The sequence below is a fragment of the Streptomyces sp. ID05-39B genome (assembly GCF_033794725.1).
Lineage (GTDB): Bacteria > Actinomycetota > Actinomycetes > Streptomycetales > Streptomycetaceae > Streptomyces > Streptomyces bobili.
The window spans coordinates 1-24,009 of sequence record NZ_JARGEF010000118.1 but is presented as its reverse complement, the minus strand read 5'-3'; the positions used below and the strand labels follow the sequence as shown (position 1 = coordinate 24,009).

Below are 24,009 nucleotides of genomic sequence, written 5' to 3'. Positions count from 1 at the left end.
GGCGGGGGAGTCAGGGGCGGGGCCGGCCGGTAGGACAAGTTGTCAGGCGGGCGGAATGAGGAACTCGAACTCGGGGCGCTCCCACCCCACGGCCGGTGGGTTCGCGGGGGCGGTCCCGGTGCGTACCGCACCCACGCCGCGGTAGAAGCCCTCGGCGGGGGGATGGGAAACCACCCGGACCCGGTCGAGCCCCGCGGCGCGGGCCTCGGACCCCATGTGCGCGATGAGCAGGCGCCCGATCCCACGTCCCTGTGCCTCGTCGGCGACGAACAGCAGGTCGAGTTCCTCCGAGGCGAGGAGCAACGAGTAGAAACCGACTACGCGGCTTTCTCGCTCGTCGTCCGTGACGGCCACGAACACGCGGTGGGCTTCGATGTAGTCGGGCCGGACCCGGTGGTCGGCGACCATGTCCGCGTACCGCCCTTCATAGGCGCGCGAGCCACGCACGAGCCGCGTGAGCCGTCTGGCGTCCCGCGCGACGGCCCGCCGCACGGTGATCGGCCCGCTCCTCGGCGTAATGCTCGACTTCATATGGAGAGTATTACGCACCAGGGGGCAGCCTTGCACGGGCGTGCGCTCTCCCGGCCGCTCACGTCACGACCGGGCGCCGCCCGGAGCCGTCGGCCGGGCACGCCGGACGGGGAAGAACGTCGGGACGGGATCGTGCGCGAGATGGTCCAGGACGAGGCGATTGACCTGATCGGGCTTCTCCATCGGCAGCGCGTGCGACGTCCCCGGGACGACGGCCAGTTCGGCGTCCGGGACGGCGCGATACAGGGCGATCGTGTGCTCGAGCGTCACCAGATCGTCGTCCCCCACCACCACGAGTGTGGGCGCGGTGATGCGGCCCAGGTCGTCCGTGGAGATGGTCGGCTGGGTGCGGATCATGTCGGCGACCTTCTCCGCCACGATCGGCCAGTGCCCGGCTCCGTCGGGTGACGCGGCTTCGTACAGGTCACGGAACATGGCCATGTCCGGCGCATCGGGCCGCATGTGGTCGAGCATCTCCGGCGCGGCCGAACTCTGCGGCCCTGGAAGGAAGTTGGCTCCCATGACCACCAGTTTCCGGGTCAGATCCGGGCGGGCGACGGCGACGAGAAGCGCCACGATCCCGCCGTCGCTCCACCCGACGAGGTGGGCCGGACCGCCGACGACCGACTCGATGAAGGCGATGGTGTCGTCGGCCATGGCCCGGTAGGAGAGGGGTCCGTCGACGTCGGGAGTGTGGCCGTGCCCGCGACGCTCGGGAAGAAACAGCCGGAAGCGCTCCGCGAACGCGGCTCGCTGCGCACCCCAGGTGTCGTTCGTGCACAGACCGCCGTGCAGGAGGAGCAACGGATCGCCGACGCCTTCCGACTCGTACCAGGTCCGCACTGCGGGGAGCTGCACGTATGTGCCCGTCGCGCCCATTGATCCAGGCCTCCCTCGACTGCCGTCGATACCCGTCAGTCTCCTCGGCCCGCCGGACGGACCGCAACACGAGGAAGTGATCCCGGAGCCGGGGCGCCGGTGGGTCGTATACCTCGCCACCCCGGGTACTCGTCGCCACGGGCCCGACGGGGCCCCGGCATCGCGAGCGAGAACGGAGCGCACAGATGAGTACGGTCAAGGAAACGGTGGAGGTCGCCGTTCCGGTCCACACCGCCTACAACCAGTGGACGCAGTTCGAGGAGTTCCCGCAGTTCATGGAGGGAGTCGAAGAGGTCCGGCAGGTGGACGACCGCCACAACCACTGGACGACCAAGATCGGTGGAACCCGGCGTGAGTTCGACACCGAGATCGTCGACCAGCTCGCGGACGAACGCATCACGTGGCGCACCATCAGCGGAGACACCAAGCAGAAGGGCACGGTCCACTTCGAGCGCCTGGACGACACGCACACGCGGGTGGAGCTGGTCATGGACGTCGAGCCCAGCGGGGTCGCGGACAAGGCGGCGGACGCGCTCGGCACGATCGACCGGCGCGTCAAGGGAGACATGAAGCGCTTCAAGCAGTACATCGAGGAGCGCGGCAGCGAGTCCGGGGCGTGGCGCGGACGCATCAGGCCGGGCGACGCCGGCCAGTCCTTCTGACCGGCGGCTCTGCCCCTCGGCCGCAGCGCCAGGTGGGACGGGGGAAACTCCCGCCCCACCTGACGCTGCGGCCGAGGCCCGCACAGGGCAAGGGCCCTGGGGAGCGACGTGGTCCGCAGGGCTGGGCGGATGCGCCGGTGAGCCACTCCTCGACGTTCGGCAGGGAACCTGGGCGAGAGCGGGTGGCGCGTTGCGTGAGTCGGTGGCTGGACCGGGGACGGCCACGGCAGGCGGCCGGGCGGTCGGCCGGGGAACGTTCTGCGGCGGGCAGGTCGATTTTCCGGTACGAGGATGGGTAAAGGTCTCCCCATAAGAGACCGCGAAGCGGTCGCCCGGTGACAGTGCGGCGGAGGGCCGGTCGGCGGCCTCGCGTGCCTTCGCCGGGTGGCCGATGCGCCGTACCGTTGACCGCGGACGGTGTGATTTCTTCGCGTGCTCGCGTCCTCGGGAGGGGGCACCTATGGATCCATGGCTGGTCTGGTTGATCGTTGCGGGCATCCTCGCCGTTGCGGAGATCTTCACGCTCACCGCCGCGCTGGGCATGCTCGGCGGGGCCGCACTGGTCACGGCCGGGACCGCAGCCCTGGGACTGCCGGTGCCCCTCCAATTCCTGGTGTTCACCGTCGTCGCCACTCTCAGCGTGATATTTGTGCGCCCTATTGCGTTGCGGCACGTGTTGCAGCCTCAAACAGAGCGATTCGGTATAGACGCGTTGATCGGCAAGTCCGCCTATGTCGTTTCGGAAGTGACCGGATTCGGTGGCAGAGTCCGGATCGAGGGCGAGGAGTGGACGGCGCGAGCCTATGACGAGACGTTGGTCATTCCCCCTGGAACGGCCGTGGATGTGATGGAGATCAGCGGGACCACCGCACTCGTCTACCCCCGGGAGTGAACCATGGAAGCTTCGGCGTTCCTCATCGCCGGCCTGATCGTCGCGCTGATCGCGGTCTTCACCGTGGTGCGGGCGGTACGCATCGTGCCTCAGGCGCGAGCCCGCAATGTCGAACGGCTCGGCCGCTACCACCGGACGCTGAAACCCGGCCTGAGTCTTGTGATCCCTTTCATCGACCGTGTGTATCCGGTGATCGACCTCCGGGAACAGGTCGTCTCCTTCAAACCGCAGCCGGTGATCACCGAGGACAATCTGGTGGTCGAGATCGACACCGTGCTGTATTTCCAGGTCACCGATCCGCGGGCGGCCTTCTACGAGATCGCCAACTTCCTCCAGGCGGTCGAACAGCTCACCGTCACCACTTTGCGCAACGTGGTGGGTTCGATGGACCTGGAAAAGACCCTCACCTCACGCGACACCATCAACAGCCAGCTCCGCGGTGTGCTCGACGAGGCCACCGGGAAATGGGGGCTCAGGGTCAACCGGGTGGAGATCAAGGCCATCGACCCGCCCCAGTCCATCAAGGACGCGATGCAGAAGCAGATGCGGGCCGAGCGGGACAAGCGGGCCGCGATCCTCGGGGCCGAGGGGCAACGCCAGTCGCAGATCCTCACCGCCGAAGGCGACAAGCAGGCCGCCGTCCTGCGCGCGGAGGGCAACCGTACGGCCGCGATCCTCCAGGCCGAAGGGCAGTCCCGGGCCATCGACGAGGTGTTCCAGGCCGTGCACCGCAACGATCCCGACCCCAAGCTGCTCGCCTACCAGTACCTCCAGGCGCTGCCCCAGCTCGCGCAGGGGTCGGGCAACAACTTCTGGGTGATCCCCAGCGAGATCACCTCGGCACTCTCTGACGTGTCACGGGCGTTCAGCGAGGTGCTGCCCCAGTCGCCGGCCACGCGCGCGAAGGTCTCCGACGACGGGGCGGCCCAGGCCGCCAGCGACGCCGCGCAGGCCGCGGAAGCGGCTGCCGAGGCCCTGGCCGACGCGGCCAAGGCCGACGCCGTCACCCCAAGGGCACTCCCCGACGACCGGAGCCCCGGAAGCGGGTGACCGGCCTTTCGACGCGGGGGCCCGGCCGTACGTGTTGCCGGGCCGACCGTGTGGTGGTGGGAGAAACGTGCTCTCGCGCCGGACGGCGTCAGGAGGCCGGACGGCCCAGCGTCCTGCACGGGATCCGTCCGGTGGTGGAGACCGTGCCGCTGAGGGAGGCCGGCGCGGCCTGTCAGAATGCTCGCCGGCTCCGCCCGCTTCCGCATGGTGCTCAGCACGGCCTGACCGACCGTCCTGCGGGTGCCTGCCGCACAGGGGAAAGCGGCTTTGGCGGTGTCGCATAGGCTTGCCCCCGAAGATCCCAAGGCGATGCTCGGCTCCCGAGACCTGCGCAACTCGCTCGTCAGGGCAGTGATGGGCCCGCGCTGTGTACGGGGGCAGAGGGCCGCCCGGAGTAAGGAGTTGGCGTGGGGGATGCCGCGGTGGGCGCAGGTTCCGGACGGGACGGCGAGGAGGACGGCGGGCACCGTGTGGCCGCGGCCGCCGCGGCCCCGGAGGCGAAGAGAAGACGTTCCTTCTGGGCGGAGCTGCCCATCCTCGTCGGTATCGCGCTCGTGCTGGCGCTGCTGATCAAGACCTTCCTGCTGCAGGCGTTCTCGATCCCTTCGGAATCGATGCAGAACACCCTCCAGAAGGGCGACCGCGTCCTGGTCGACAAGCTCACCCCGTGGTTCGGCTCCGAGCCGGAGCGCGGCGAGGTCGTCGTCTTCCACGACCCGGACGGGTGGCTCAAAGACGTGTCGACACGCGAGCCGAACGCCGCACAGACCTTCCTCGGCTGGATCGGCCTCATGCCCTCCGTGGACGAGAAGGATCTGATCAAGCGCGTGATAGGGGTCGGCGGAGACACGGTCGAGTGCACCGGGACCGGCCCGCTGAAGGTCAACGGCCAGCCACTGAGCGAGCCGTACGTCTACGCCGGCAACACGCCGTGCACCGACGACGAGGACGGCGGCCGGTTCGAGGTCGAGGTCCCGCGGGGCTACATCTGGGTCATGGGTGACCACCGTCAGGCGTCGAGTGACTCGCGATACCACCAGAGCGACAGGCACCACGGCATGGTTCCGGTCGATGAGGTAGTCGGACGCGCCATCGTGAAGGCCTGGCCGATCACCCGCTGGGACACGCTGCCCGTTCCCGACACCTTTGACGGGCACGGGCTGGACCGTTAGGGCCTGTGGCGAAAGTGGCGCAGTCGCTCAAGCCGGGCCCACTGTCCATTCACCAGATCACGACACCCCACAGGGCGTGATCATCCACGACCAAGATCCACTTTCGCCACAGGCCCTGGAGGGCTTGCCGCTCAGAATCGTGCGCCCGTCGCGGCGGCCGCGCGGCGCCAGGTGCGTGCTCTGGGGGTCCGCCGGCCGAAGTCCGGGGCGGTGCCGGGCGTGGACCCTCGTGCCGGACGTACCCGGGTCGGCGCCGGTGCGGGGAGTGGGGCACCTCCACGCCTTTGAGGCAGTGGCGGAGCGGGCATCGGCGTCGCGCGGCGGGCGGAATTGTCAGACAGGCCTGAGTCCCGCGATGAGGACGTCGACCAGTCGGCGTGCGTCGTAGCGGGAATCGGTTTCCGCGCCGATGCAGAGGTTTCCGACGCCTCGCATCAGCTCGTAGGCCTCCAGGTCGGAGCGGATCTCGCCGGCGGAGGCCGCGGCTTCGAGGAGTTCTGCGCACACGGGGACGAGACGGTCGAGGAAATAGGCGTGCAGCGTGTCGAAGCCGGCATCGTCGGACTGGAGCACGGCGGCGAGTCCGTGCTTGGTGACCAGGAAGTCGACGAAGAGGTTGACCCACTGCCCCAGGGCGGCATGCGGGGTCGGGCCTGCCGCCAGCAGGGCGGGTCCGGCTTCGGCGCAGGCCTCGACCTGGTGCCGGTAGACGGCGATGATGAGGTCCGCCCGCGTCGGGAAATGACGGTAGATCGTGCCCAGTCCGACGCCGGCCCGAGCCGCGATGTCGCGGACCGGCGCCTCCACGCCTGACGTGACGAAGACGGCCGCGGCCGCGTCGAGAAGGCTCTCCTTGTTGCGCCGCGCGTCTTTTCGCTTGGAATGCGCCGCTTGTCCTGTTCCTGCGCGCTCGTCGCTGTCGCTCACCGCGCGGCTCCTTCCGTACCGACCTTGCAAAGCGGAACGCTGTTCCGTATCGTCTTTTCCGGAACGAGGTTCCGTTTGCTCATGATGTCAGAGCCGGGACCTGCGACCAAGCCATGCATCGCCACCACGCTTCACCCTTCCTGGAGGAGACACGGTCATGCAGTACCGCACCCTGGGCCGCACCGGTGTACAGGTCAGCTCCCTCGCGCTCGGCGCGATGAACTTCGGCGCGATCGGGCGCACCACCCAGGCCGAGGCAACCGCCATCGTCGACGCCGCCCTCGACGCCGGGATCAACCTCATCGACACCGCCGACATGTACAGCGACGGCGAGTCCGAGGAGATGGTCGGCAAGGCCATCGCCGGCCGCCGCGACGACATCGTGCTGGCGACGAAGGCCACCATGCCGATGGGCGACGAGCGCAACCACCGTGGGAGTTCGCGCCGCTGGCTGGTCACCGCGCTGGACGACAGCCTGCGCCGTCTCGGAGTCGACCACGTCGATCTCTACCAGATGCACCGCTGGGATCCGACCACCAGTGACGAGGAGACCCTGTCGGCGTTGACCGACCTCCAGCGTGAGGGAAAGATCCGCTACTTCGGTTCCTCGACGTTTCCCGCCCACCGCATCGTGCAGGCGCAGTGGGCCGCGCGCGAGCACCGCCTGGGCCGTTACGTCACCGAACAGCCCAGCTACTCCATACTTCAGCGCGGGATCGAGAGCCATGTGCTTCCCGTGACCGAGCAGTACGGGCTCGGCGTACTGGTGTGGAGCCCGCTGGCCTCGGGCTGGCTGTCGGGCGCGGTCCGTGCGGGCCGGGAGATCGCCACCAGCCGCTCGACGTTCATGCCGCAACGCTTCGACATCACCGTCCCGGCCAACCGGGCCAGGCTCGATGCCGTCGAGCAACTGGCACAGGTCGCCGATGACGCCGGACTGACCATGATCCAGCTCGCGCTCGGCTTCGTGACCGCGCATCCCGCGGTGACCAGCGCCCTCATCGGTCCCCGCACACTCGACCACCTGCACTCGCAACTCGCCGCCGCGGACACCGCGCTCTCCGCCGACGTTCTCGACGCGATCGACGCCGTCGTCGCCCCCGGCACCGACCTGGCCGCTCACGAGAAGTTCGACACCCCGCCCGCGTTGCTCGACCCGGCTCTGCGGCGCCGCTGACATCGGCGAGGCGACCGACGCCGGTTTCCGGCACATCGTCCTCGGGCTGCCGGCGCCGTATCCCGCCGACGTCGCCCGGTGGGTCACGGACGAGCTGATCAGCGCAGGCGGTCAGCACCTTCGGCCGGACCGGGCCGGGTCACCGCCAGGGCGGTACGAGGAGGTTGTGCACATCCGGCCCGGCGAAGATCACGGCGTCGGGGTGGCCGAGGTCGATGGCGAGCGCCAGTTCCTCGTCGGTGGGCCAGTTGGCCGCCAGCAGGCCGAGCTGCACCTGATGGCCGAGGCGTACGTCCGGCAGCGTCTGGAGCATGCGTGGCACCGACGTGAAGACGGGAACCGTATGGGGCTGCGGCGGATCGTCGATCACCGGGAGGGTCAGCCGGCCGTCCTTCGGAGAATGGCGGGCGACGAACTCGACGGGCTCCGGAACCAGGATGTCGCAGGCGACGAGCGTGTCCAGCACGGCCCGGTTGTCGGGCGTGCGGTTGAGGTCGCGCAGGGCTTCCTGGGCGGCCGCCACGAGCAGTTCGTCGGGGATGCTGTCGTCGCGCATCGCTTCACCCCATCGTGGCCCCAGCCGGACCGCCCGGATCGCCGGGTGCCGGATGCGCCGGGCGGCGCGTGCCCTCACCCTCCCGGTACCCGTGGCTGGATTCGCCCATGCGGCGTCCCCCTACGCAACAGGAATCGGCAGGTGCCGAGGGCGGGCGGGCACCGAAGGGCACTGACGGGCACCGTCGGGGGCGGGGCGACGGTTCGGGTCAACGGCGGTTCGGGTCAACGGTTCGGGGCCGCCTCGCTGACGCCGACCATGGCCGCGTGCGGGTCCTCGGTGACGGCGAGGTCGCCGAGGCTGACGATCCCGACCGGGCAGCCGCCGTGCTCGACGACCGGGAGGCGGCGCACGGCGTGCCGCCGCATCAGCTCGATCGCGCGATCCGTGCTGTCGTCCGGCGCCAGGGTCACCACCGGCGGGCGGGTGCACACCGCGCCGACCGTCGTCTCGGCCGGGTCGAGACCCTCGGCGACGGCCCGGATCACGATGTCCCGGTCGGTGAGCACGCCGAACAGATCACAGTCGTACGTCACCAGGACATCGCCGATGTCCTGCTCGCGCATCAGACGGGCGGCACGCGCCACGGTGGTCATGGGTTCGACGGCGGCCGTGCCGGGTGACATCACGTCGCGTATCTGCCTGGTCATGGGAACCTCCGGTTCTGCGTCGGCGGCGCATGGCACCGCCCGCGTAACCCACACCGTCGGCGGCAAACCGGCGCGGGGCTCCGCACCGCCGTTGGGCCGGTTCCGGTCCGGGCTGGTACGGGTTGGTCCGGGCCGGCGTACGGTCCGAGCCGTCTCGTCATGCCGCGGAGTTCCGCCGACGCCGGCCGCCCTTGTCCAGGAAGCGTCGCAGCCGCCTGTACGGCCAGGTGTTGATCACGTCCTCCTTGGTGAGCCAGCCGCGCTGCGCCGTACCCACGCCGTACCGCATGTGGGCCAGGTGGAGGAGGGAGTGGGCGTCGCTGTCGATCGCGAACTTCACGCCGTGCCGCCTGGCCCGCAGGATGTCCTCGTCGCGCAGGTCGAGCCGGTCCGGGTGGGCGTTGACCTCGAGGGCCGTACCGGTGCGGGCACAGGCGGCGAAGACCTGGTCGAGGTCGGCGTCTATGCCCGGCCGCTTGCCGAGGACGCGCGTGGTGGGGTGGCCGATGACATTGACGTACGGGTTCTCGCCGGCCCGGACGAGGCGGCGGGTCAGCGCCTCGCGGCCCTGGTCGAAGTGCGAGTGCACCGAGGCCACGCACAGGTCGAAGCCGGCCAGGAAGTCGCCGGACCAGTCCACGCCGCCGTCCGGGGCGATGTTCAGTTCCCCGCCGTGCCGTGCCCGTCGCCGCGCCTGTGAACCGTGACCGTGCCCGTTGACCGTGACCGTGGAGACCGCGTGGGTACCCGGGCTCGGGGCCCGACAGCAGAGCACGTGCCGGGCACGGTTCGGAGAAAGCGAGGTGACCATGAAACGCGACGAATTCCTCGCCCGTGTGCGGGAGCGCGGCGAGTACACCGGCCAGGACGAAGCCCAGCACATCGCGGAGCAGGTACTGGATGTTCTGTCGGAACGGATCAGCCCCGGCGAGGTGAAGGATCTCGCCTCACAGCTGCCGGCGCCGCTCGGGCAGAAACTGGCCGCTGTGGAGCGCGAGCGGGCGGAGAACTTCGGCATCGAGGAGTTCTACCGCCGGGTGGCCGAGCGCACCGGAGCCCGGCCCCGTACCGCCCAGTGGGACGCGAGCGCCGTGCTGTGCACCGTGGCCGACGCGGTCTCCGGCGGCGAACTGAACCAGGTCATCAGTCAGCTCCCCTCCAGCTACGCCGTCCTGTTCGGCAAGGCCGACCTGGCGGACTGACCGTCGCTCCTTCCGTCGCCCACGGCCATTGCACCGACCCGGACGCCCTCGGCCGAGGCACAGCGGTTACCTTGGGTTTCCTGAGGTACGGGCCCTTGCCCGAGCAGTGGCCTCGTGTGGTGTGACGTCGGGAGGAACCGGGCCTGTGGGTGAGGTGGAGGCTGTCGAGAGGTTCCGGCGGCGTATCGGGGTGCCCGGACTCATCGACGTACACACGCACTTCATGCCGGAACGGGTGCTGCGCAAGGTCTGGGAGTACTTCGACGCCGTCGGCCCGATGACCGGCATCGAGTGGGGCATCACCTATCGGCACGAGGAGGACGAACGGGTCGCGCTGCTGCGGCGGTTCGGGGTGCGCGCGTTCACCGCCATGCTCTATCCGCACAAGGCCGGCATGGCGGCCTGGCTGAACGGGTGGGCCGCCGGCTTCGCGGCCCGCACACCCGACTGCCTGCACACGGCCACGCTCTTCCCCGAGGAAGGAGTCGCGGAGTACGTGCGCGCGGCGGTCGAGGCGGGGGCGCGGGTGTTCAAGTCCCATGTGCAGGTGGGGGCGTACGACCCGACGCACGAGCTGCTCGATCCGGTGTGGGGCATGCTGGCCGAGGCGGGCGTGCCCGTCGTCATGCACTGCGGTTCGGGTCCGGCTCCGGGCAAACACACCGGACCGGAGCCGGTGGGGCGGCTGCTCGCCCGGCATCCGCGCCTGCCTCTGGTCGTGGCGCACATGGGGATGCCGGAGTACACCGACTTCCTGGACCTGGCCGAGCGCTACCCCGAGGTGCGCCTCGACACGACCATGGCGTTCACGGACTTCAGCGAGCGGCTCAGCCCCTTCCCGGCGAGGGAGTTGGGCCGGCTCGCCGACCTCGGGGATCGCATCCTCCTCGGGTCCGACTTCCCCAACATCCCGTATCCCTACGTCCATCAGCTCGACGCCCTGGAACGGCTCGGGCTGGGTGACGAGTGGTTGCGCGGGGTGTGTTACGAGAACGGTGCGCGGCTCTTCGGGCTGTAGGGGGGAGGGCGGTGACGTGGGTTCCATCGCCCCCGTTCATCGCTGGCGGGCGTACCGGGACGGCTACCGGGCCCTTCTCGACCGGGACGACCGGTGCGCGACGGCGAGGGCGGCCCTGGCCGGCGGGCACCAGGTGATCGTCCGGCTCGCCGAGACGGCGACGGACTCGGAGCTGCGGGCGTTCCCGCCCAGCCCGTGACCTGGCAGGTGACCCGTTTCCTCCGTCCCGGCGTGCCCGGCGTCGCGCATCGGGAGGCTGCTACGCCGCCGAGCCGGCCCGCTGGGGCGTGGAGACGTCGATCGTCGTACCTGGCAGAGCGAGGGGCCGCGTCAGGCCGTCAGGCCAGGCCCCCGTTGGCGTACAGGACCTGTCCGTTGATCCAGCGGGCGGGGCCCGCGAGGAAGGCGACGGTCTCGGCGATGTCCTCGGGCGTGCCCAGGCGCTCCAGCGGTGCAGCCTGGGCCAGGTTGTCGATCGTGGCCTGGTCCTTGCCGTCCAGGAAGAGGGGCGTGGCGGTGGGACCGGGGGCCACGGCGTTGACGGTGATGTCCTTGCCGCGCAGTTCGCGGGCCAGGACGAGGGTCATGGCCTCGACGGCGGCCTTGCTCGCCGCGTAGGCGCCGTAGGCGGGGAGCCGCAGGCGGGTGACCGAGGTCGAGAAGTTGATGACGGAGCCGCCGGCGCGGATCCGCCGTGCCGCCTGCTGGGAGACCACGAAGGTGCCGCGGATGTTGGTGCGGTGCATCCTGTCCAGGTCGTCCAGGTCCAGGGTGGCGACCGGTGAGAGCAGCATGACGCCCGCCGTGTTGACGACGACGTCGATGCCGCCGTACTCCCGCTCCACGGCGCCGAAGGCCTCCGCCATGGCGTTCTCGTCGGCGATGTCGCCGCCGACCGCGGTCGCCCGGCCGCCCGCCGCGGTGATCGCGGTGACGGTGTCGTCGGCGCGGGACTTGTTGCCCGCGTAATGGACGCCGACGGCGATGCCGTCCTTGGCGAGGCGCTCGGCGACGGCGCGGCCGATGCCGCCGGAGCCGCCGGTGACCAGGGCGACGCGGGTGGGGGAGGTGCCGGTCATGGTGATCCGTCCTTCGCGAGGTATGGCCGGGGAGCGGCCGGTGGCTCGGATGCCCGGTTGGGCGACACTCTGCCGCATCGCCGCTAACTGTTCTGACACATCAACGCTAACACATCGATGAGGTGGTGAAAGTGTTAGCATCGATGCATGGCGACGGGCGACACGATGACAACCCAGCCCCGCGAGCGGATCCTGCGGTCCGCGACGGCCCTGCTGGCCGAGGGCGGACGGGACGCGGTGTCCACGCGCGCCGTCAGCGCCGCCGCAGGCGTGCAGGCGCAGACCATCTACCGGCACTTCGGCGACATGCAGGGGCTGCTCGACGAGGTCGCCCGGCAGGGATACGCCTCCTATCTGGCCGCCAAGCAGGCCCAGGAGGACAACGGCGACCCCGTGGCGCGGCTGAGGAACGGCTGGGACATGCACGTGGCCTTCGGACTGGCCAATCCCGCGCTCTACCGGCTGCTGTACACCGAGCCGGGGCCCGGCCGGCAGTTCGCCGTCACGGGCGAAGCCCAGCAGGTGCTGCTGGACATCGTCGAACGGGTGGCCAGGGCCGGCCGGCTGCGGACGGGCGTCGAGCCGGCCGCGACGATGATCCACTCGGCGGGAATGGGGGTGACGCTCACCCTCATCGCGGCGCAGGCCGACGGCCGGCTCTCCCACCACGAAGGTCTCTCCGAGACCGTGCGGGAAGCCGTCCTGGACTCCGTGCTGGCCCCCGCCGACGATGACGTCGTCGCCCGGCCGGGCACCGGCGCCCACTCCGCGGCCGTGCACGCCGTTGCCCTCAAGTCACTGATGCGCGACGGAGTGCGGTCCCTGACCTCCGGGGAACGCACGTTGCTGGGCGAGTGGCTGGACCGCATCGCGGCCGAGGACGGTGCCGTATCCGACACCGCCACGGCCGAGAGCGCCGGATCCGAGGCCGGGACGGCCGAGCCCGGCGCGGGGTACACGCGGCGGAAGTAGGGCAGCAGCAGCAGCCCGGCAGGCGGTGAGTGGCGGCGTCATCCGCAGTGCCTGGTCACCCGCGAGCCGGGGGCGTCGCCGCGTCCGCGGACCTCCTCAGCGCGGCCCGCGGGTGTTGAGCCGGGCGGCCTGGCGTGTCAGGTGGTCGCGTTCGGCGAGGTTGGGGGCCTTTCGGGCAGCCTCCGCGTACAGCCGTGCCGCGGTCGCCAGGTCGCCGTCGCACTCGTGGAGATACGCCGCCACCGCGGTGTACCGGGGCAGCGAGGCGTCCAGCGCCGCGAGCGCCGCCAGGCCGGCGCGTGGTCCGTCGGCCTCGCCGACGGCCACCGCACGGTTGAGGCGCACGACCGGGCTGTCGGTCAGGCGCGCCAACTCGTCGTACCACTCGACGATCTGCACCCAGTCGGTCTCCTCGGCGGTGGGTGCGTCGGCGTGCAGTGCCGCGATGGCGGCCTGGGCCTGGAACTCACCCAGCCGCTCGCGGGCGAGGGCCGCCTGGAGGATCTCCACGCCCTCGGCGATCGCCCGGGTGTCCCACCGGCCGCGGTCCTGCTCGGCGAGCGGCACGAGGCTGCCGTCCGGTGCGGTCCGGGCGGTGCGCCGGGCGTGGTGGAGCAGCATGAGGGCGAGCAGCCCCGCCGTCTCGGGGTGGTCGATCGAGGCCGCGAGCTGCCGGGTGAGCCGGATGGCCTCGGCGGCGAGGTCGACGTCGCCGGAGTAGCCCTCGTTGAAGACGAGGTAGAGGACGCGCAGCACGGTGGCGACGTCGCCCGGCTGGTCGAACCGCACGCCGGAGACGGTGCGCTTGGCCCGGCTGATCCGCTGCGCCATCGTCGCCTCGGGCACCAGGTAGGCCTCGGCGATCTGGCGCGTGGTGAGACCGCCCACGGCGCGCAGCGTGAGCGCGACCGCGGAGGACGGGGTCAGCGAGGGGTGGGCGCACAGGAAGTACAGCTGGAGCGTGTCGTCCGCCGCGGGAGCCGGCCCGGGGGCCGGCTCCTCCTCGACGCGGTCCTCCCGCCGGCGCCGGGCGGCGTCCGCGCGGGTCGCGTCGAGGAACCGGCGCCAGGCGACCGTGACCAGCCAGCCCTTCGGATCCCGTGGCGGATCGGCCGGCCAGGCCCGGACCGCCTCGACCAGCGCGTCCTGTACGGCGTCCTCGGCCGCCGCGAAGTCGGCTCCGCGGCGGACGAGGATCCCGAGGACGCCCGGGGTGAGACTCCGCAGGAGTACTTCGTTCACCTCGGGGTCACTCCGTGATGGTGGGCGGCGCGGCCAGGAACGGGCGCAGCTCCAGCCATTCGTGGATCGGCTTGCCACCCGCGCCGGGGGCGGCCGACAGCTCCCCGGCCAGTTCGACGGCGCGCTCGTAGCTGTCGACGTCGATGACCATCCAGCCGGCGATGAGGTCCTTGGTCTCGGCGAACGGGCCGTCGGTGACCGGCGGGCGGCCCTCGCCGTCGTACCGGACGAACGTCCCCTCGGGGGCGAGCGCCTGACCGTCGACGAACTCGCCGGTACCCTCCAGCCGTGCCGCGAAGTCGTGCATGTACTGCATGTGGGCCGTGATCTCCTCCGGCGTCCACTGGTCCATGGGGACGTCGTTCACCGCGGCCGGGGCGCCGCGGTAGTGCTTGAGCAGCAGGTACTTGGCCATCGTGGTTCTCCTCGATGTTCGTGCGACCCATTGTGGTCGCTTTCACTACGGGGACGGAGCCGGCCACGGGATTTCGACATCACCGCGCAAAGTTCTTTCTGGATGTCTCCGCGCCGCTGCTCACCGTTGCCGGTCGGAGGGTAGATGGTGGCGCTGGTGGTGGTGGTGGTGGTGGTGGTGGCGGCGGACGAGGCGGGCGAGGCAGGCGCGGTCGCCGAAGCACTGAGGAATTCTGGGACCGCATGCGGGCCCGGGACTGGAAGGGACTCGGTGAGTTGCTCGCCGAGGACGTGGTGGTGGAGTGGCCGGTCAGCGGCGAGCGGATCGAGGGCGGCGGAAACACCCCGAGCGTCGAGTCGGAGTATCCGCAAGGCTGGGCGATCAAGGTTCTGCGGCTCCTGCCGACCGGCGACGTCGTCGTCTCCGAGGTGGAGGTTCCTCACGAAACGATGGCGGTCCGTCGCGTGGTGTCGTTCTGGACTGTCCGAGCAGGAAAGATCGTTGACCGTTGACGGCCGGGCGTACTGGACGGAGCTCAGGTCGGGCCCGTCGCCGCAGTGGCGGGCCGCGTATGTGCGGCGCATGTGATCAGGTGCCGTAGGCCGCCAGGCCGGTGGAGTCACCGCCCGATCCCAGGGAGCACCGGCATTCCTCGCCGTCGAGGACGCGGAGGCGTCGACGCAGGGCGTCGGTAAATTCCGTGCCCGCACATCTGTCTTGGTGCAGACTCGCAGCATGGCGGACATGCGGGCGTTCCGGGACGAGGTGACCGACTGGGCGGCCGGCGGTCCCGGCGAGGCGGCGCGTGAGCTGGCCGTGCGACTCGGGGTGCGCACCGCGGTGCTGCTGGAGGGTCCGAGCGACCTCGCCGCCGTCGAGACGCTGGCCGCACGGCGTGGCCGGGACCTGGCCGCCGAGGGAGTGTGCGTCGTGCCGATGGGCGGAGCGATGAGCGTCGGCCGCTACGCAGGCCTCCTCGGCCCGCCCGGACTCGCCCTGCGCCTGGCCGGACTCTGCGACGAGCGCGAGCAGCCCTTCTACGACCGCGGCCTGGAGCGGGCAGGGGCGCCGCGCCGGGACTTCTTCGTGTGCGTGAGCGACCTGGAGGAGGAACTCATCCGAGCGCTGGGCCCGGCCAAGGTGGAGGAGGTGATCAGGGACGAGGGCGACATCCGTGCCTGGCAGACCTTCCTGAACCAGCCCGCACAGCACGGTCGGCCCTGGCAGCAGCAGTTGCGTCGCTTCCTGGGCACGAAGAAGGGCCGCAAGATCCGCTACGGCCATCTTCTGGTCGAGGCCCTCGCCCCCGAGCAGGTGCCGGCCCCGCTGGACGACCTCCTCACCAGCCTCTGAACCAGCCTCTGACGCGGCGAGCCGTTAATGAGTTGACCCGTCGCCGACTCCTGGGCAGGGTCGGCAGCGTCCTCCCACCACCTGAACGAACAAGCCCTCTCGCCGGTGAACTTCCCTGTCCTGCCCTTTCCTTGCGAACGGGCGGTGAGACGACGGGAGCCGGCAGACCGGAGACGCCCGAACATGACCTCATACCTCCACGCGCTCACCTTCGACGCGAACGACCCGTCCCGCCTCGCGCGTTTCTGGGCCGGCTTCCTCGACTGGGAGACGATCCACGACCCCCACGGCGGAATAGCGCTCCTGCCGAACGACGACACCGGTTTCCGGATGCGGTTTCTGCCGACGCGGGAGCAGAAGACGGGCCCGAACCAGACCCACTTCGATCTGACGAGCCAGTCCCCCGAGGACCAGCGGCAGATCGTGGCCAAGGCCCTCGAACTCGGCGCCCGGCACATCGACATCGGTCAACTCCCGGAGGAGGGGCACGTGGTGCTCGCCGACCCGGAGGGCAACGAGTTCTGCGTCGTCGCGCCGGGCAACAACTTCCTCGCGGACTGCGGATTCATCGGCGCGCTGGCCTGCGACGGGTCGCAGGAGGAAGGCTACTTCTGGAGCCGGGCGCTGGACTGGCCGCTGGTCTGGGACCAGGACCAGGAGACCGCGATCCGCTCGCCGCACGGTGGTCCCAAGATCACGTGGGGCGGTCCGCCACTCATGACGAAGACCGGCAAGAACCGGCTGCACTTCGACATCGCCCCGCCTGCGGACGGCGATCAGCAGGCGGAGGTCGACCGTCTCGTCTCCCTCGGGGCGAAACGGATCGACATCGGCCAGGGAGAGGTCGGTTGGGTGGTGATGGCCGGCCCCGACGGCCATGAGTTCTGCGTGCTGCCTCCCGGGCTCTGACGCGACCCGAACTCCGGCTCGGGCAGCGGTGGAGCTGACCTCCGGCGACGCCCGACGGCGCCCCGCGCGAAGGCGGCACCGGCAGAGGCGGAGCCCATGCCCGTGCCGGTGGATGGGACCCGCGTGACTGTCCACGACGTGGCTCGCCGGCTTCCCGGCATCGCCGATCTGCGGGACCTGTGCCGTTCGCTCGCGATGCTCGACGCGATCCTGAGCCCGGAGTGGGAATTGCGGTACCACTCCTGCAGCACCGCTTGGGCCGACGGCCAGGAGGCGGCCGTGGGCGCCGTCTCCCGATCGATCCGCAGCTCCGCCGGCGCACCCTCGCGCTCGGTGATCTTCTTCCCCGGCCCATCACCGGCGTGTACGTTCGTACGTACTCAGCGCCGGGCAAGCTCGCCCTGCCGCACTCGCGGGAAAAGAACATCTCATCAATGGACCTGGCCACCCGCCGCCGTCGAGCGGCACTGTTCCTCCTCTTTCTGGTACCCGGTCTGTCGATCGCCTCCTGGGTGACGCGGACGCCCGACATCAGAGACCAACTCGGCGCATCCACCGCGCAGATGGGGATCATCCTGTTCGGGCTGTCCGTGGGCTCCATGATCGGCATCCTCAGTTCCGGGGCGCTGGTGGCCAGGTTCGGCAACCGGCCCGTGATGGGTGCGGGGACGCTGCTGATCATCCTCAGCATGGGGGTCGTCGGCGCCGGGGCGATGCTCGCCTCCGCGCCCGTCGTGACGGCCGGACTGTTCCTCTTCGGTGCCGGAATGGGCGGGGGAGAGGTCGCGGTCAACATCGACGGGGCCGAGGTCGAACAGATCACCGGGCGAACGGTCCTGCCCACGCTCCACGGCTTCTTCAGCCTGGGCACCGTCGTGGGAGCCGCGTTCGGCATCCTGTGCACCGCGGTCGCCGTCCCGGTGCAGTGGCATCTGGCCGCCGTCGTCGCCGTCACGGCCGCCATGTTCGCCCATGCCTTCCGCGCCATCCCCCGTGCGGTGGCAGAGTCCCCGGGCGAGGACCGGCAGCCCGAGGGCGCTACCGCGCCGGCCCGGGGGAGGGTGTGGAAGGACCGACGACTGCTGCTGATCGGCGGCGTCATCCTGGCCATGGCGCTGGCCGAGGGGGCCGCGAACGACTGGCTGCCCCTGCTCATGGTCGACGGGCACGACGTGGACCCCGCCCTGGGTTCGGCCGTCTACACGGGCTTCGCCGCCGCCATGACCATCGGCCGCTTCGGCGGCGGGTTCCTCATCGACCGCCTCGGCCGCACGCCCGTCGTCCGGGCCAGCGCCATCTCCGCGACCCTCGGCATCGCCGTGGTCGTCTTCGCCGACTCCGCGGTGCTGGCGGGCGTCGCGGTGCTGTTCTGGGGCGTCGGAGCCTCGCTGGGCTTCCCCGTCGCTCTCTCGGCGGCCGGTGACTCCGGCCCCGACGCGGCGGCCCGCGTCAGCCTCGTCGCCATGATCGGCTACGTCGCCTTCCTCGTCGGACCTCCCGGCCTGGGCTTCCTGGGCGACCACTACGGCCTGCGCCCCGCCATGATCGTCGTCCTCGCCTTCACCGCCGTGGCCATCGCCCTGGCCCCCGCCGTCGGCGCCCGCTCCGCCCTGCCGGCACGCGCCCCGGATGCCGAGGTACGACCCTGAGACCCACGGCCTTCGTCAAGGTCCTGCGTCTTTCCCGTGCCGTGCGTGCGTCGCGTACCGAGGAGCGGCGGAAGACGGATCTGCTCGACCTCCGTGGGTGCGGGGGACGTCGCCTCGGCGCAGCTGCGTCAGACGGTTTCACCCGTGGTGGGTGAGGCCGCGGTCGTGGGTGCGGGTGAACGCTTGGCGCGGACAGGTGGTTGTCGTGTGTCTGCCCAACTGCCGAAGCGTCGGACCGAGCAGGGAGATCTCATGAACCGGTATCCGCCCATCGCGGAACACGGCATGGTCGGCGATCTCCAGACCGCCGCTCTGGTGTCGTCCGCCGGAACGGTCGACTGGTGGTGCACGCCCCGTTTCGACTCGCCCAGCATCTTCGCCGCGCTCCTGGACAGCGAACGCGGAGGGCACTGTCGTCTCGCTGCGGAGTTCCCGGACGGCGACGGCATGACCGTGCGGCAGCTGTACCTGTCCGACACGGCCGTCCTGGTCACCCGCTTCATGGCGCCCGGCGGAGTCGGCGAGGTGGCCGACTTCATGGTGCCCATCGACTCCTCGGCCGCGACGGACACACACTGTCTGGTAAGAGTGGCGCGGGTCGTCCGCGGCAGTCTGCCCTTCGCCCTCACCTGCCAGCCGCGCTTCGACTACGGCCGTGCCTCGCACACGCTGTCGCGGACCGATGAACACTGCGTGCTCTTCCGTGGCCCGGGGACGGACCTGCATCTTCAGTCCACCGCAGGTGTCGCGCTCCTCTCCGACGGCAACGACATCACCGCCCGCTTCACCCTGTCCGCAGGTCAGGCAGCCGCCGTAGTGCTGACCAGTACGGCGAGCGGCGATCCGGTCCCGCCTCCCCCCTCCCTGGACGGGGTCGCCGAGGCACTCGAGACGTGCCGGACGTTCTGGCTGTCGTGGCTGCGTTCCTGCACCTACCGCGGTCGCTGGCAGGACATCGTCAACCGCTCGGCGATCACGCTCAAGCTGCTCACCTACGCCCCCACCGGCGCGCCCATCGCGGCGGCCACCATGGGACTGCCCGAGCAGATCGGAGGCGAGCGCAACTGGGACTACCGCTACACATGGGTTCGTGACGCCTCGCTGTCCGTCAGAGCCCTGATCGACCTGGGCTTTCAGGAGGAAGCGCACGCCTTCCGCCACTGGCTGCGCGAACGCATCGAGACCGGCGACTCCGTCTCGGCGGACCCGCTTCAGATCATGTACCGCATCGACGGCAACCCCCACCTGACCGAAGAGAGCCTCGACCACCTGGAGGGCTACCTGGGGTCCCGTCCCGTACGGGCGGGCAACGCGGCGGCCGACCAACTCCAACTCGACATCTACGGCGAGGCGTCGGACGCCTTGATCGTCGGCGGCGACATCGGCGCGATCCGTGGGTGGAAGGCGCTGAGCGGCGTCCTGGACTGGCTCGCCGACCACTGGGATCAGCCCGACGAAGGCATCTGGGAGACGCGGGGCGGTCGTCAGAACTTCACCTACAGCCGCCTGATGACCTGGGTGGCGTTCGACCGCGGAGTCCGCGCGGCCACCGATTTCTCCCGTCCCGCCGACGTGGCTCGCTGGACCGACGCACGGGACGCCGTCTTCCGCCAGATCATCGAACGCGGCTGGCACGACAAGCGGCAGGCATTCGTGCAGCACTACGACACCGACGTCCTGGACGCCTCGCTCCTGCTCATGCCGAGGGTCGGATTCGTCTCACCGCACGATCCGGACTGGCTCAGCACCCTGGACGCCATGGACGAGGAGCTGGTCAGCGACAGCCTCGTCTACCGCTACGACCCGAAAGCCTCCCCCGACGGCCTCCGCGGCTCCGAAGGCACCTTCAATCTGTGCAGCTTCTTCTACGTCGAGGCGCTCGCCCGCAGCGGCAGGCTCAACCAGGCCCGCCACGCCTTCGACAAGATGCTCACCTACGCCAACCACGTAGGCCTCTTCGCCGAGGAGATCGGCCCCTCGGGCGAGCAACTCGGGAACTTCCCCCAGGCGTTCACCCATCTCGCCCTGGTCACCGCGGCGATGGCACTCGACGAGGAGCTGGAGAAGGCAGAGACCGGCCCCCGCCTGCGCGACCACGGGCATCCGGCGACCCACGGTCTCACCGTGCCCGACGAGAAGAGGGGCGGAGGCGACGCCCGTGGCTGAGACGGCGAGGTCCGCGCGGCCTGCGGGGCACGGACGGGTGCTCGCCGCCCTCGCCCTCGCCCAGTTCATCTGCAGCTTCGCCGGGTCCAACATGAACGTGATGATCAACGACATCAGCGAAGACCTGGACACGACCGTCCAGGGCGTCCAGGTGGCGATCACGGTCTTCCTGCTCGTGATGGCCGCGCTGATGATCCCCGGCGGCAAACTGACCGACCGCTACGGCCGCAAGCGCTGCTTCCTGACCGGCCTCGTCGTCTACGCCGTCGGAGCCCTGCTGAGCGCGGCAGCCCCGGGACTCGGTGTTCTGATCCTCGGCAACTCGATCCTCGAAGGCATCGGCACCGCGCTGCTCATCCCACCCGTCTACATCCTCACCACCCTCCTCTACCCGGACGTCACCTCCCGCGCCCGCGCGTTCGGGGTCGTCATGGCACTGGGCGGCATCGGAGCCGCCGCGGGGCCACTGATCGGCGGACTCATCACCACCGCCATCAGCTGGCGCGCGGCCTTCGTCTTCCAGGCCCTGGTGATCGGCGTGATCGTCATACTCAGCCGGCGCATCGAGGACCCACTGCCCCCGGATCCGACCCGCTCCTTCGACACCACCGGAGCTGTCCTGTCCGCCGTCGGCCTGGTCCTCGTCGTCATGGGCATCCTGGCCGCGGACAACGACATCTGGCTCATGATCGTCCTGCTGGCCGTCGGCGCACTCGTGCTCTGGTGGTTCTTCCGCTCCGTCCGCGCCAAGGAGGCATCGGGCCGGGAGCCGCTGCTGTCCCTGCGCCTGTTCGACAACCGCACGTCCAACCTCGGACTCGTCACCCAGAACGCCCAATGGCTGCTGCTCATGGGCACATCGTTCACGGTGGCGGCCTACCTGCAGGTCGTACGCGGCTACGACGCCGTCCAGACCGGCGTCGTCTTCACAGCGGCCACCCTGGGCCTGCTGGCCACGTCCCTGTCCGCCGAGCGCCTGGCTCGTCGGCATCCCCAGCGCACGCTCATCATGGCCGGCTTCGCCTTCTCCACCGCCGGCGTGGTCGTCCTGATCATCCTTGTCGGGAGCTTCGCCACCGCCTGGGCCTTCGTCCCCGGCCTCCTGCTCATCGGCCTCGGCCTGGGCGTCATGCTGACCCCGTCCGTCAACGTCGTGCAGTCGAGCTTCCCCGAGGAGCAGCAGGGGGAGATCTCAGGGCTGTCCCGCAGCGTGTCGAATCTCGGCTCATCCTTCGGAACGGCCATCGCCGGCACCATCCTCGTCGCCGGTCTCACCAAGGGCGCCTACGCCGCCGCGATGATCACCCTGGCCGTCATCGGCCTCGGCGGCCTGGCCGCGGCAGCGCTACTGCCCCGGGAGTCGCGGCCCGCAAAGACGCGTGCCTCTGGGATCAACACCCCGAGAACCACCGAGTAGCGCCGTTTCGACCCGTGCCATCGCAACTCAGCCAGGACGGTCGGCTGCCGGGTGACGACGGTGGTGATCACGCAGTTCGGTGGGCTCAGGTCGCGCCACTCGCGGCCGGGTCCGGTCCGTTCACTCGTTGGGCGCACACCGGTCGCGCGTTCGGCACCGCACGCATCTTCTGGTGCCCATGGCCCACACAGGTGATGAGCCGCTCTCGAACCGGGAGCGCAGCGAACTGGATGACCTGCGGCACCGCGTGGGTGCTCTGGAAGGCGGCGCGCGCCCGCGGGCCGCACGGCACCACCCCTTCCGGTCAGCGGGCTCCGTACTGCTGATCCTCCTCGCGGCCCTGCTGTCGGTGCTGTCCGTCATCGCGGTCTGGGCGAACAGCATCGTGCGGGACACAGACCGCTACGTCGCCACGGTGGCGCCCCTGGCGTCCGATCCGGATGTACGCAAGGCGGTCACCGACAGGGTCACCAACGTGGTGCTGGCGCAGATCGACGTGGACGCGTTGGTCGAACAGCTGCAGGACGCCGTGTCGGAGAAGGGCGTGCCGCCGAAGGCTGCCCAGCTGGTCGGCAACCTGGACGCACCGATCACCAGTGGTCTGGAGCAACTGGTCGCCGGCACCGTGGAGCGGGTGGTCAGCAGCAGCGCCTTCGAGACGGTCTGGGTGGAGAGCAACCGCAAGGTGCACTCGGCCGTCGACAAGGCGCTGACGGGCGAAGCCGACGGGCCGGTCTCGCTGGAGAACGACCAGGTGGCCATCGACGTGGCACCGATCGTGGCGCAGGTCAAGGAGCGGTTGGTCAGCGCCGGCCTCGGAGTGGCCGCGAGGATTCCGGACGTCCACACGAACTTCGTGGTGGTCCAGTCGAAGGACATCGGCAAGATCAAGACCTATATGCGGGTCCTGGAGATCATGGGCAGTTGGCTGCCTGTCATCGCTCTGCTGGTGGCCGCGGCGGGGGTGTACACCGCGTTCAACCGCAGGCACGCGCTCATCGGGACCGGGTTGGCGGTGTTCACGGCCATGCTGGTCCTCGGGATCACCCTCACCGTCTTCCGTGACGTCTACCTCGACCATCTGCCTTCCGGCGCGTCCCCGGCCGCCGCCGGAGCGGTGTACGACGCGCTGATCAAGTTCCTGCGCGCCGGTGTACGGGCGCTCGGTGCCGTCGCCCTCCTCACCGCCGTCGGTGCCTTCCTCAGCGGTCCGTCAAGGATCGCCGTCCTCATCCGCAACGGCTGCCGCAGGAGCATCGGCGCCCTGCGGGACATGGCGGTCTCAGAAGGGCTTCGCCTGGGGGCGGTCGGACGGTTCGTCCACCGCTTCAAGCGCTGGATCGGGGCCGCGATCCTGGTGGTCGCCGCGATCGTCCTGTTCACGTGGAACTACCCGACCACGATGGTCGTGGTGTGGACCACGGTCATCGTGCTGGTGGGCTTCGCGCTCCGTGAATTCCTGGACACCGGATCCGCGCCGGCCGTCAAATCCAAGGCCACCACCGCTCCTGAGGTGTGACCACGCGCCGCGGCCGGCCCCACACGGCCGGGGACAGGCAAGCTCCTGAGCAGCCCGGACGTTGAGTACGGAACAAGGACGGCCGACGGCACCATCCGCATGTGCTCCACGGCGCCGTCCGGTCCCGCGACACAGCAGAGCCCGCCGCATCGGCTTCTTCCTGCCCACCGGGCCGAGTGGTTCGGAGCGGATGTCCATGACCGGGACGTGAGGGGGAAACGCCATGGCGCGAGCCGTAGGGCACCTGCACGTTCACGCGGGGGAGGAGGTCAAGGGGGTCAAGGGTGCCATTCGGTCAGCATGACGGTGGCGTCGTCGCGGCGCTGCCCCTCTTGGTAGTGCATGAGGTGGTCGACGAGGCTGCGCAGGGCTTCTGCGGCGTTGTGGCCTGCTGCCATCGAGGTGATGACGGTCTCGGCGAGGCGCTCTTCACCGAAGAGATCGCCGTTGCGTGCGCGGGCTTCGGTGACGCCGTCGGTGTAGAGCAGGATGCGGTCGCCGGGCTGGAGGCGGATGCGGTGCTGGGTGGGCGGGGTGTCGCTGTGAAATCCCAGGGCGAGTGGGGGTTGCGG

General features: G+C 70.2%; 25 protein-coding genes and 2 pseudogenes. 17 read left to right on the top strand and 10 right to left on the bottom strand.

The annotated features are described in order from the left end of the window. Positions 1-42 precede the first annotated feature (42 nt). Positions 43-531 (bottom strand): GNAT family N-acetyltransferase, encoded by a 489-nt coding sequence (locus tag P1P75_RS23900; protein ID WP_319258641.1) that lies wholly within the window; start codon positions 529-531, stop codon positions 43-45. Between the two features lie 63 nt (positions 532-594). After that, positions 595-1,410 (bottom strand): alpha/beta hydrolase, encoded by an 816-nt coding sequence (locus tag P1P75_RS23895; protein WP_319258640.1) that lies wholly within the window; start codon positions 1,408-1,410, stop codon positions 595-597. Between the two features lie 185 nt (positions 1,411-1,595). Between P1P75_RS23895 and P1P75_RS23890 the strand changes: the two genes are divergently transcribed. From P1P75_RS23890 to lepB, 4 genes are all read left to right on the top strand, one after another. Beyond that, a complete protein-coding gene (locus P1P75_RS23890) occupies positions 1,596-2,072 on the top strand; it encodes an SRPBCC family protein (RefSeq protein WP_319258637.1) in 477 nt (158 codons plus the stop codon). Positions 2,073-2,532: 460 nt separating this feature from the next. Further along, positions 2,533-2,964, top strand: a complete 432-nt coding sequence (locus P1P75_RS23885; protein WP_319258635.1) for an NfeD family protein — start codon at positions 2,533-2,535, stop codon at positions 2,962-2,964. A 3-nt stretch (positions 2,965-2,967) separates the two neighbouring features. Then, entirely contained in the window at positions 2,968-4,014 is a 1,047-nt protein-coding gene (locus P1P75_RS23880; RefSeq protein WP_319258633.1) for an SPFH domain-containing protein, read from the top strand. Between the two features lie 407 nt (positions 4,015-4,421). After that, positions 4,422-5,186: a signal peptidase I gene (gene lepB, locus P1P75_RS23875; RefSeq protein WP_319258631.1), complete on the top strand. Its 765-nt coding sequence runs from the start codon at positions 4,422-4,424 to the stop codon at positions 5,184-5,186. Between the two features lie 333 nt (positions 5,187-5,519). Here the strand turns inward: lepB and P1P75_RS23870 are convergent, their stop codons facing one another. Beyond that, positions 5,520-6,113, bottom strand: coding sequence for a TetR/AcrR family transcriptional regulator (locus P1P75_RS23870; protein WP_319258629.1), 594 nt, complete (start codon positions 6,111-6,113; stop codon positions 5,520-5,522). Between the two features lie 157 nt (positions 6,114-6,270). On the opposite strand from P1P75_RS23870, the gene P1P75_RS23865 reads away from it, so the two are divergent. Together P1P75_RS23865 and P1P75_RS23860 are read left to right on the top strand one after the other, a co-directional pair. Continuing rightward, the gene (locus tag P1P75_RS23865) at positions 6,271-7,290 is read left to right on the top strand and encodes an aldo/keto reductase (protein ID WP_319258627.1); all 1,020 of its coding nucleotides are present in this window, start codon (positions 6,271-6,273) and stop codon (positions 7,288-7,290) included. A gap of 1 nt (position 7,291) precedes the next feature. Further along, a pseudogene (locus P1P75_RS23860) lies at positions 7,292-7,396 on the top strand (LLM class flavin-dependent oxidoreductase); the annotation flags it as partial. A gap of 33 nt (positions 7,397-7,429) precedes the next feature. Here P1P75_RS23860 and P1P75_RS23855 read toward each other — a convergent pair. From P1P75_RS23855 to P1P75_RS23845, 3 genes and pseudogenes are all read right to left on the bottom strand, one after another. Next, positions 7,430-7,846: an SseB family protein gene (locus P1P75_RS23855; protein ID WP_319258625.1), complete on the bottom strand. Its 417-nt coding sequence runs from the start codon at positions 7,844-7,846 to the stop codon at positions 7,430-7,432. Positions 7,847-8,070: 224 nt separating this feature from the next. After that, positions 8,071-8,496 carry a CBS domain-containing protein gene (locus tag P1P75_RS23850; protein WP_319258623.1) on the bottom strand — a complete coding sequence of 142 codons (426 nt, stop codon included), beginning with the start codon at positions 8,494-8,496 and terminating at the stop codon, positions 8,071-8,073. A 157-nt stretch (positions 8,497-8,653) separates the two neighbouring features. Beyond that, a pseudogene (locus P1P75_RS23845) lies at positions 8,654-9,172 on the bottom strand (DNA polymerase/3'-5' exonuclease PolX); the annotation flags it as partial. Between the two features lie 133 nt (positions 9,173-9,305). On the opposite strand from P1P75_RS23845, the gene P1P75_RS23840 reads away from it, so the two are divergent. The 3 genes from P1P75_RS23840 to P1P75_RS23830 all read left to right on the top strand — a co-directional run bounded on the left by P1P75_RS23840 (position 9,306) and on the right by P1P75_RS23830 (position 10,915). Next, the gene (locus tag P1P75_RS23840) at positions 9,306-9,698 is read left to right on the top strand and encodes a DUF2267 domain-containing protein (protein ID WP_319258622.1); all 393 of its coding nucleotides are present in this window, start codon (positions 9,306-9,308) and stop codon (positions 9,696-9,698) included. A 145-nt stretch (positions 9,699-9,843) separates the two neighbouring features. Further along, a complete protein-coding gene (locus tag P1P75_RS23835; RefSeq protein WP_319258621.1) occupies positions 9,844-10,716 on the top strand; it encodes an amidohydrolase family protein in 873 nt (290 codons plus the stop codon). Positions 10,717-10,732: 16 nt separating this feature from the next. Further along, complete coding sequence (locus tag P1P75_RS23830; protein ID WP_319258620.1) at positions 10,733-10,915, top strand: hypothetical protein; 183 nt, start codon at positions 10,733-10,735, stop codon at positions 10,913-10,915. A 139-nt stretch (positions 10,916-11,054) separates the two neighbouring features. On the opposite strand, the gene P1P75_RS23825 is transcribed toward P1P75_RS23830, so the two are convergent. Next, positions 11,055-11,795, bottom strand: a complete 741-nt coding sequence (locus tag P1P75_RS23825; protein WP_319258618.1) for an SDR family oxidoreductase — start codon at positions 11,793-11,795, stop codon at positions 11,055-11,057. 147 nt (positions 11,796-11,942) lie between these two features. Between P1P75_RS23825 and P1P75_RS23820 the strand changes: the two genes are divergently transcribed. Next, positions 11,943-12,767: a TetR/AcrR family transcriptional regulator gene (locus tag P1P75_RS23820; protein ID WP_319258616.1), complete on the top strand. Its 825-nt coding sequence runs from the start codon at positions 11,943-11,945 to the stop codon at positions 12,765-12,767. A 96-nt stretch (positions 12,768-12,863) separates the two neighbouring features. On the opposite strand, the gene P1P75_RS23815 is transcribed toward P1P75_RS23820, so the two are convergent. Beyond that, complete coding sequence (locus P1P75_RS23815) at positions 12,864-14,009, bottom strand: DUF6596 domain-containing protein (RefSeq protein WP_319258614.1); 1,146 nt, start codon at positions 14,007-14,009, stop codon at positions 12,864-12,866. 7 nt (positions 14,010-14,016) lie between these two features. After that, positions 14,017-14,424 carry a YciI family protein gene (locus P1P75_RS23810; protein WP_319258612.1) on the bottom strand — a complete coding sequence of 136 codons (408 nt, stop codon included), beginning with the start codon at positions 14,422-14,424 and terminating at the stop codon, positions 14,017-14,019. 242 nt (positions 14,425-14,666) lie between these two features. On the opposite strand from P1P75_RS23810, the gene P1P75_RS23805 reads away from it, so the two are divergent. The 7 genes from P1P75_RS23805 to P1P75_RS23775 all read left to right on the top strand — a co-directional run bounded on the left by P1P75_RS23805 (position 14,667) and on the right by P1P75_RS23775 (position 23,437). Further along, the gene (locus P1P75_RS23805; protein WP_319258610.1) at positions 14,667-14,936 is read left to right on the top strand and encodes a nuclear transport factor 2 family protein; all 270 of its coding nucleotides are present in this window, start codon (positions 14,667-14,669) and stop codon (positions 14,934-14,936) included. Positions 14,937-15,159: 223 nt separating this feature from the next. Then, complete coding sequence (locus tag P1P75_RS23800) at positions 15,160-15,777, top strand: TOPRIM nucleotidyl transferase/hydrolase domain-containing protein (RefSeq protein WP_319258609.1); 618 nt, start codon at positions 15,160-15,162, stop codon at positions 15,775-15,777. A 183-nt stretch (positions 15,778-15,960) separates the two neighbouring features. Further along, entirely contained in the window at positions 15,961-16,686 is a 726-nt protein-coding gene (locus P1P75_RS23795; RefSeq protein WP_319258607.1) for a VOC family protein, read from the top strand. A 434-nt stretch (positions 16,687-17,120) separates the two neighbouring features. Further along, a complete protein-coding gene (locus P1P75_RS23790) occupies positions 17,121-18,335 on the top strand; it encodes an MFS transporter (RefSeq protein ID WP_319258605.1) in 1,215 nt (404 codons plus the stop codon). Positions 18,336-18,587: 252 nt separating this feature from the next. Further along, positions 18,588-20,501 (top strand): glycoside hydrolase family 15 protein, encoded by a 1,914-nt coding sequence (locus P1P75_RS23785; protein ID WP_319258603.1) that lies wholly within the window; start codon positions 18,588-18,590, stop codon positions 20,499-20,501. Beyond that, positions 20,494-21,918 (top strand): MFS transporter, encoded by a 1,425-nt coding sequence (locus P1P75_RS23780; RefSeq protein ID WP_319258601.1) that lies wholly within the window; start codon positions 20,494-20,496, stop codon positions 21,916-21,918. Before P1P75_RS23785 ends, P1P75_RS23780 begins: the two co-directional genes overlap by 8 nt. Before the next feature lie 178 nt (positions 21,919-22,096). Next, a complete protein-coding gene (locus P1P75_RS23775) occupies positions 22,097-23,437 on the top strand; it encodes a hypothetical protein (protein WP_319258599.1) in 1,341 nt (446 codons plus the stop codon). 278 nt (positions 23,438-23,715) lie between these two features. Here the strand turns inward: P1P75_RS23775 and P1P75_RS23770 are convergent. Further along, a partial coding sequence (locus tag P1P75_RS23770) for a PP2C family protein-serine/threonine phosphatase (protein ID WP_319258597.1) occupies positions 23,716-24,009 on the bottom strand: 294 nt, incomplete at its 5' end.

Excerpts from the sequence above, each read along its gene's own strand:
- P1P75_RS23900 (WP_319258641.1), bottom strand. The coding sequence starts at position 531 with ATGAAGTCGAGCATTACGCCGAGGAGCGGGCCGATCACCGTGCGGCGG.
- P1P75_RS23895 (WP_319258640.1), bottom strand. The coding sequence starts at position 1,410 with ATGGGCGCGACGGGCACATACGTGCAGCTCCCCGCAGTGCGGACCTGG.
- P1P75_RS23890 (WP_319258637.1), top strand. The coding sequence starts at position 1,596 with ATGAGTACGGTCAAGGAAACGGTGGAGGTCGCCGTTCCGGTCCACACC.
- P1P75_RS23885 (WP_319258635.1), top strand. The coding sequence starts at position 2,533 with ATGGATCCATGGCTGGTCTGGTTGATCGTTGCGGGCATCCTCGCCGTT.
- P1P75_RS23880 (WP_319258633.1), top strand. The coding sequence starts at position 2,968 with ATGGAAGCTTCGGCGTTCCTCATCGCCGGCCTGATCGTCGCGCTGATC.
- P1P75_RS23865 (WP_319258627.1), top strand. The coding sequence starts at position 6,271 with ATGCAGTACCGCACCCTGGGCCGCACCGGTGTACAGGTCAGCTCCCTC.
- P1P75_RS23855 (WP_319258625.1), bottom strand. The coding sequence starts at position 7,846 with ATGCGCGACGACAGCATCCCCGACGAACTGCTCGTGGCGGCCGCCCAG.
- P1P75_RS23850 (WP_319258623.1), bottom strand. The coding sequence starts at position 8,496 with ATGACCAGGCAGATACGCGACGTGATGTCACCCGGCACGGCCGCCGTC.
- P1P75_RS23840 (WP_319258622.1), top strand. The coding sequence starts at position 9,306 with ATGAAACGCGACGAATTCCTCGCCCGTGTGCGGGAGCGCGGCGAGTAC.
- P1P75_RS23825 (WP_319258618.1), bottom strand. The coding sequence starts at position 11,795 with ATGACCGGCACCTCCCCCACCCGCGTCGCCCTGGTCACCGGCGGCTCC.
- P1P75_RS23820 (WP_319258616.1), top strand. The coding sequence starts at position 11,943 with ATGGCGACGGGCGACACGATGACAACCCAGCCCCGCGAGCGGATCCTG.
- P1P75_RS23810 (WP_319258612.1), bottom strand. The coding sequence starts at position 14,424 with ATGGCCAAGTACCTGCTGCTCAAGCACTACCGCGGCGCCCCGGCCGCG.
- P1P75_RS23805 (WP_319258610.1), top strand. The coding sequence starts at position 14,667 with ATGCGGGCCCGGGACTGGAAGGGACTCGGTGAGTTGCTCGCCGAGGAC.
- P1P75_RS23800 (WP_319258609.1), top strand. The coding sequence starts at position 15,160 with ATGGCGGACATGCGGGCGTTCCGGGACGAGGTGACCGACTGGGCGGCC.
- P1P75_RS23795 (WP_319258607.1), top strand. The coding sequence starts at position 15,961 with ATGACCTCATACCTCCACGCGCTCACCTTCGACGCGAACGACCCGTCC.
- P1P75_RS23790 (WP_319258605.1), top strand. The coding sequence starts at position 17,121 with ATGGACCTGGCCACCCGCCGCCGTCGAGCGGCACTGTTCCTCCTCTTT.
- P1P75_RS23785 (WP_319258603.1), top strand. The coding sequence starts at position 18,588 with ATGAACCGGTATCCGCCCATCGCGGAACACGGCATGGTCGGCGATCTC.
- P1P75_RS23775 (WP_319258599.1), top strand. The coding sequence starts at position 22,097 with ATGGCCCACACAGGTGATGAGCCGCTCTCGAACCGGGAGCGCAGCGAA.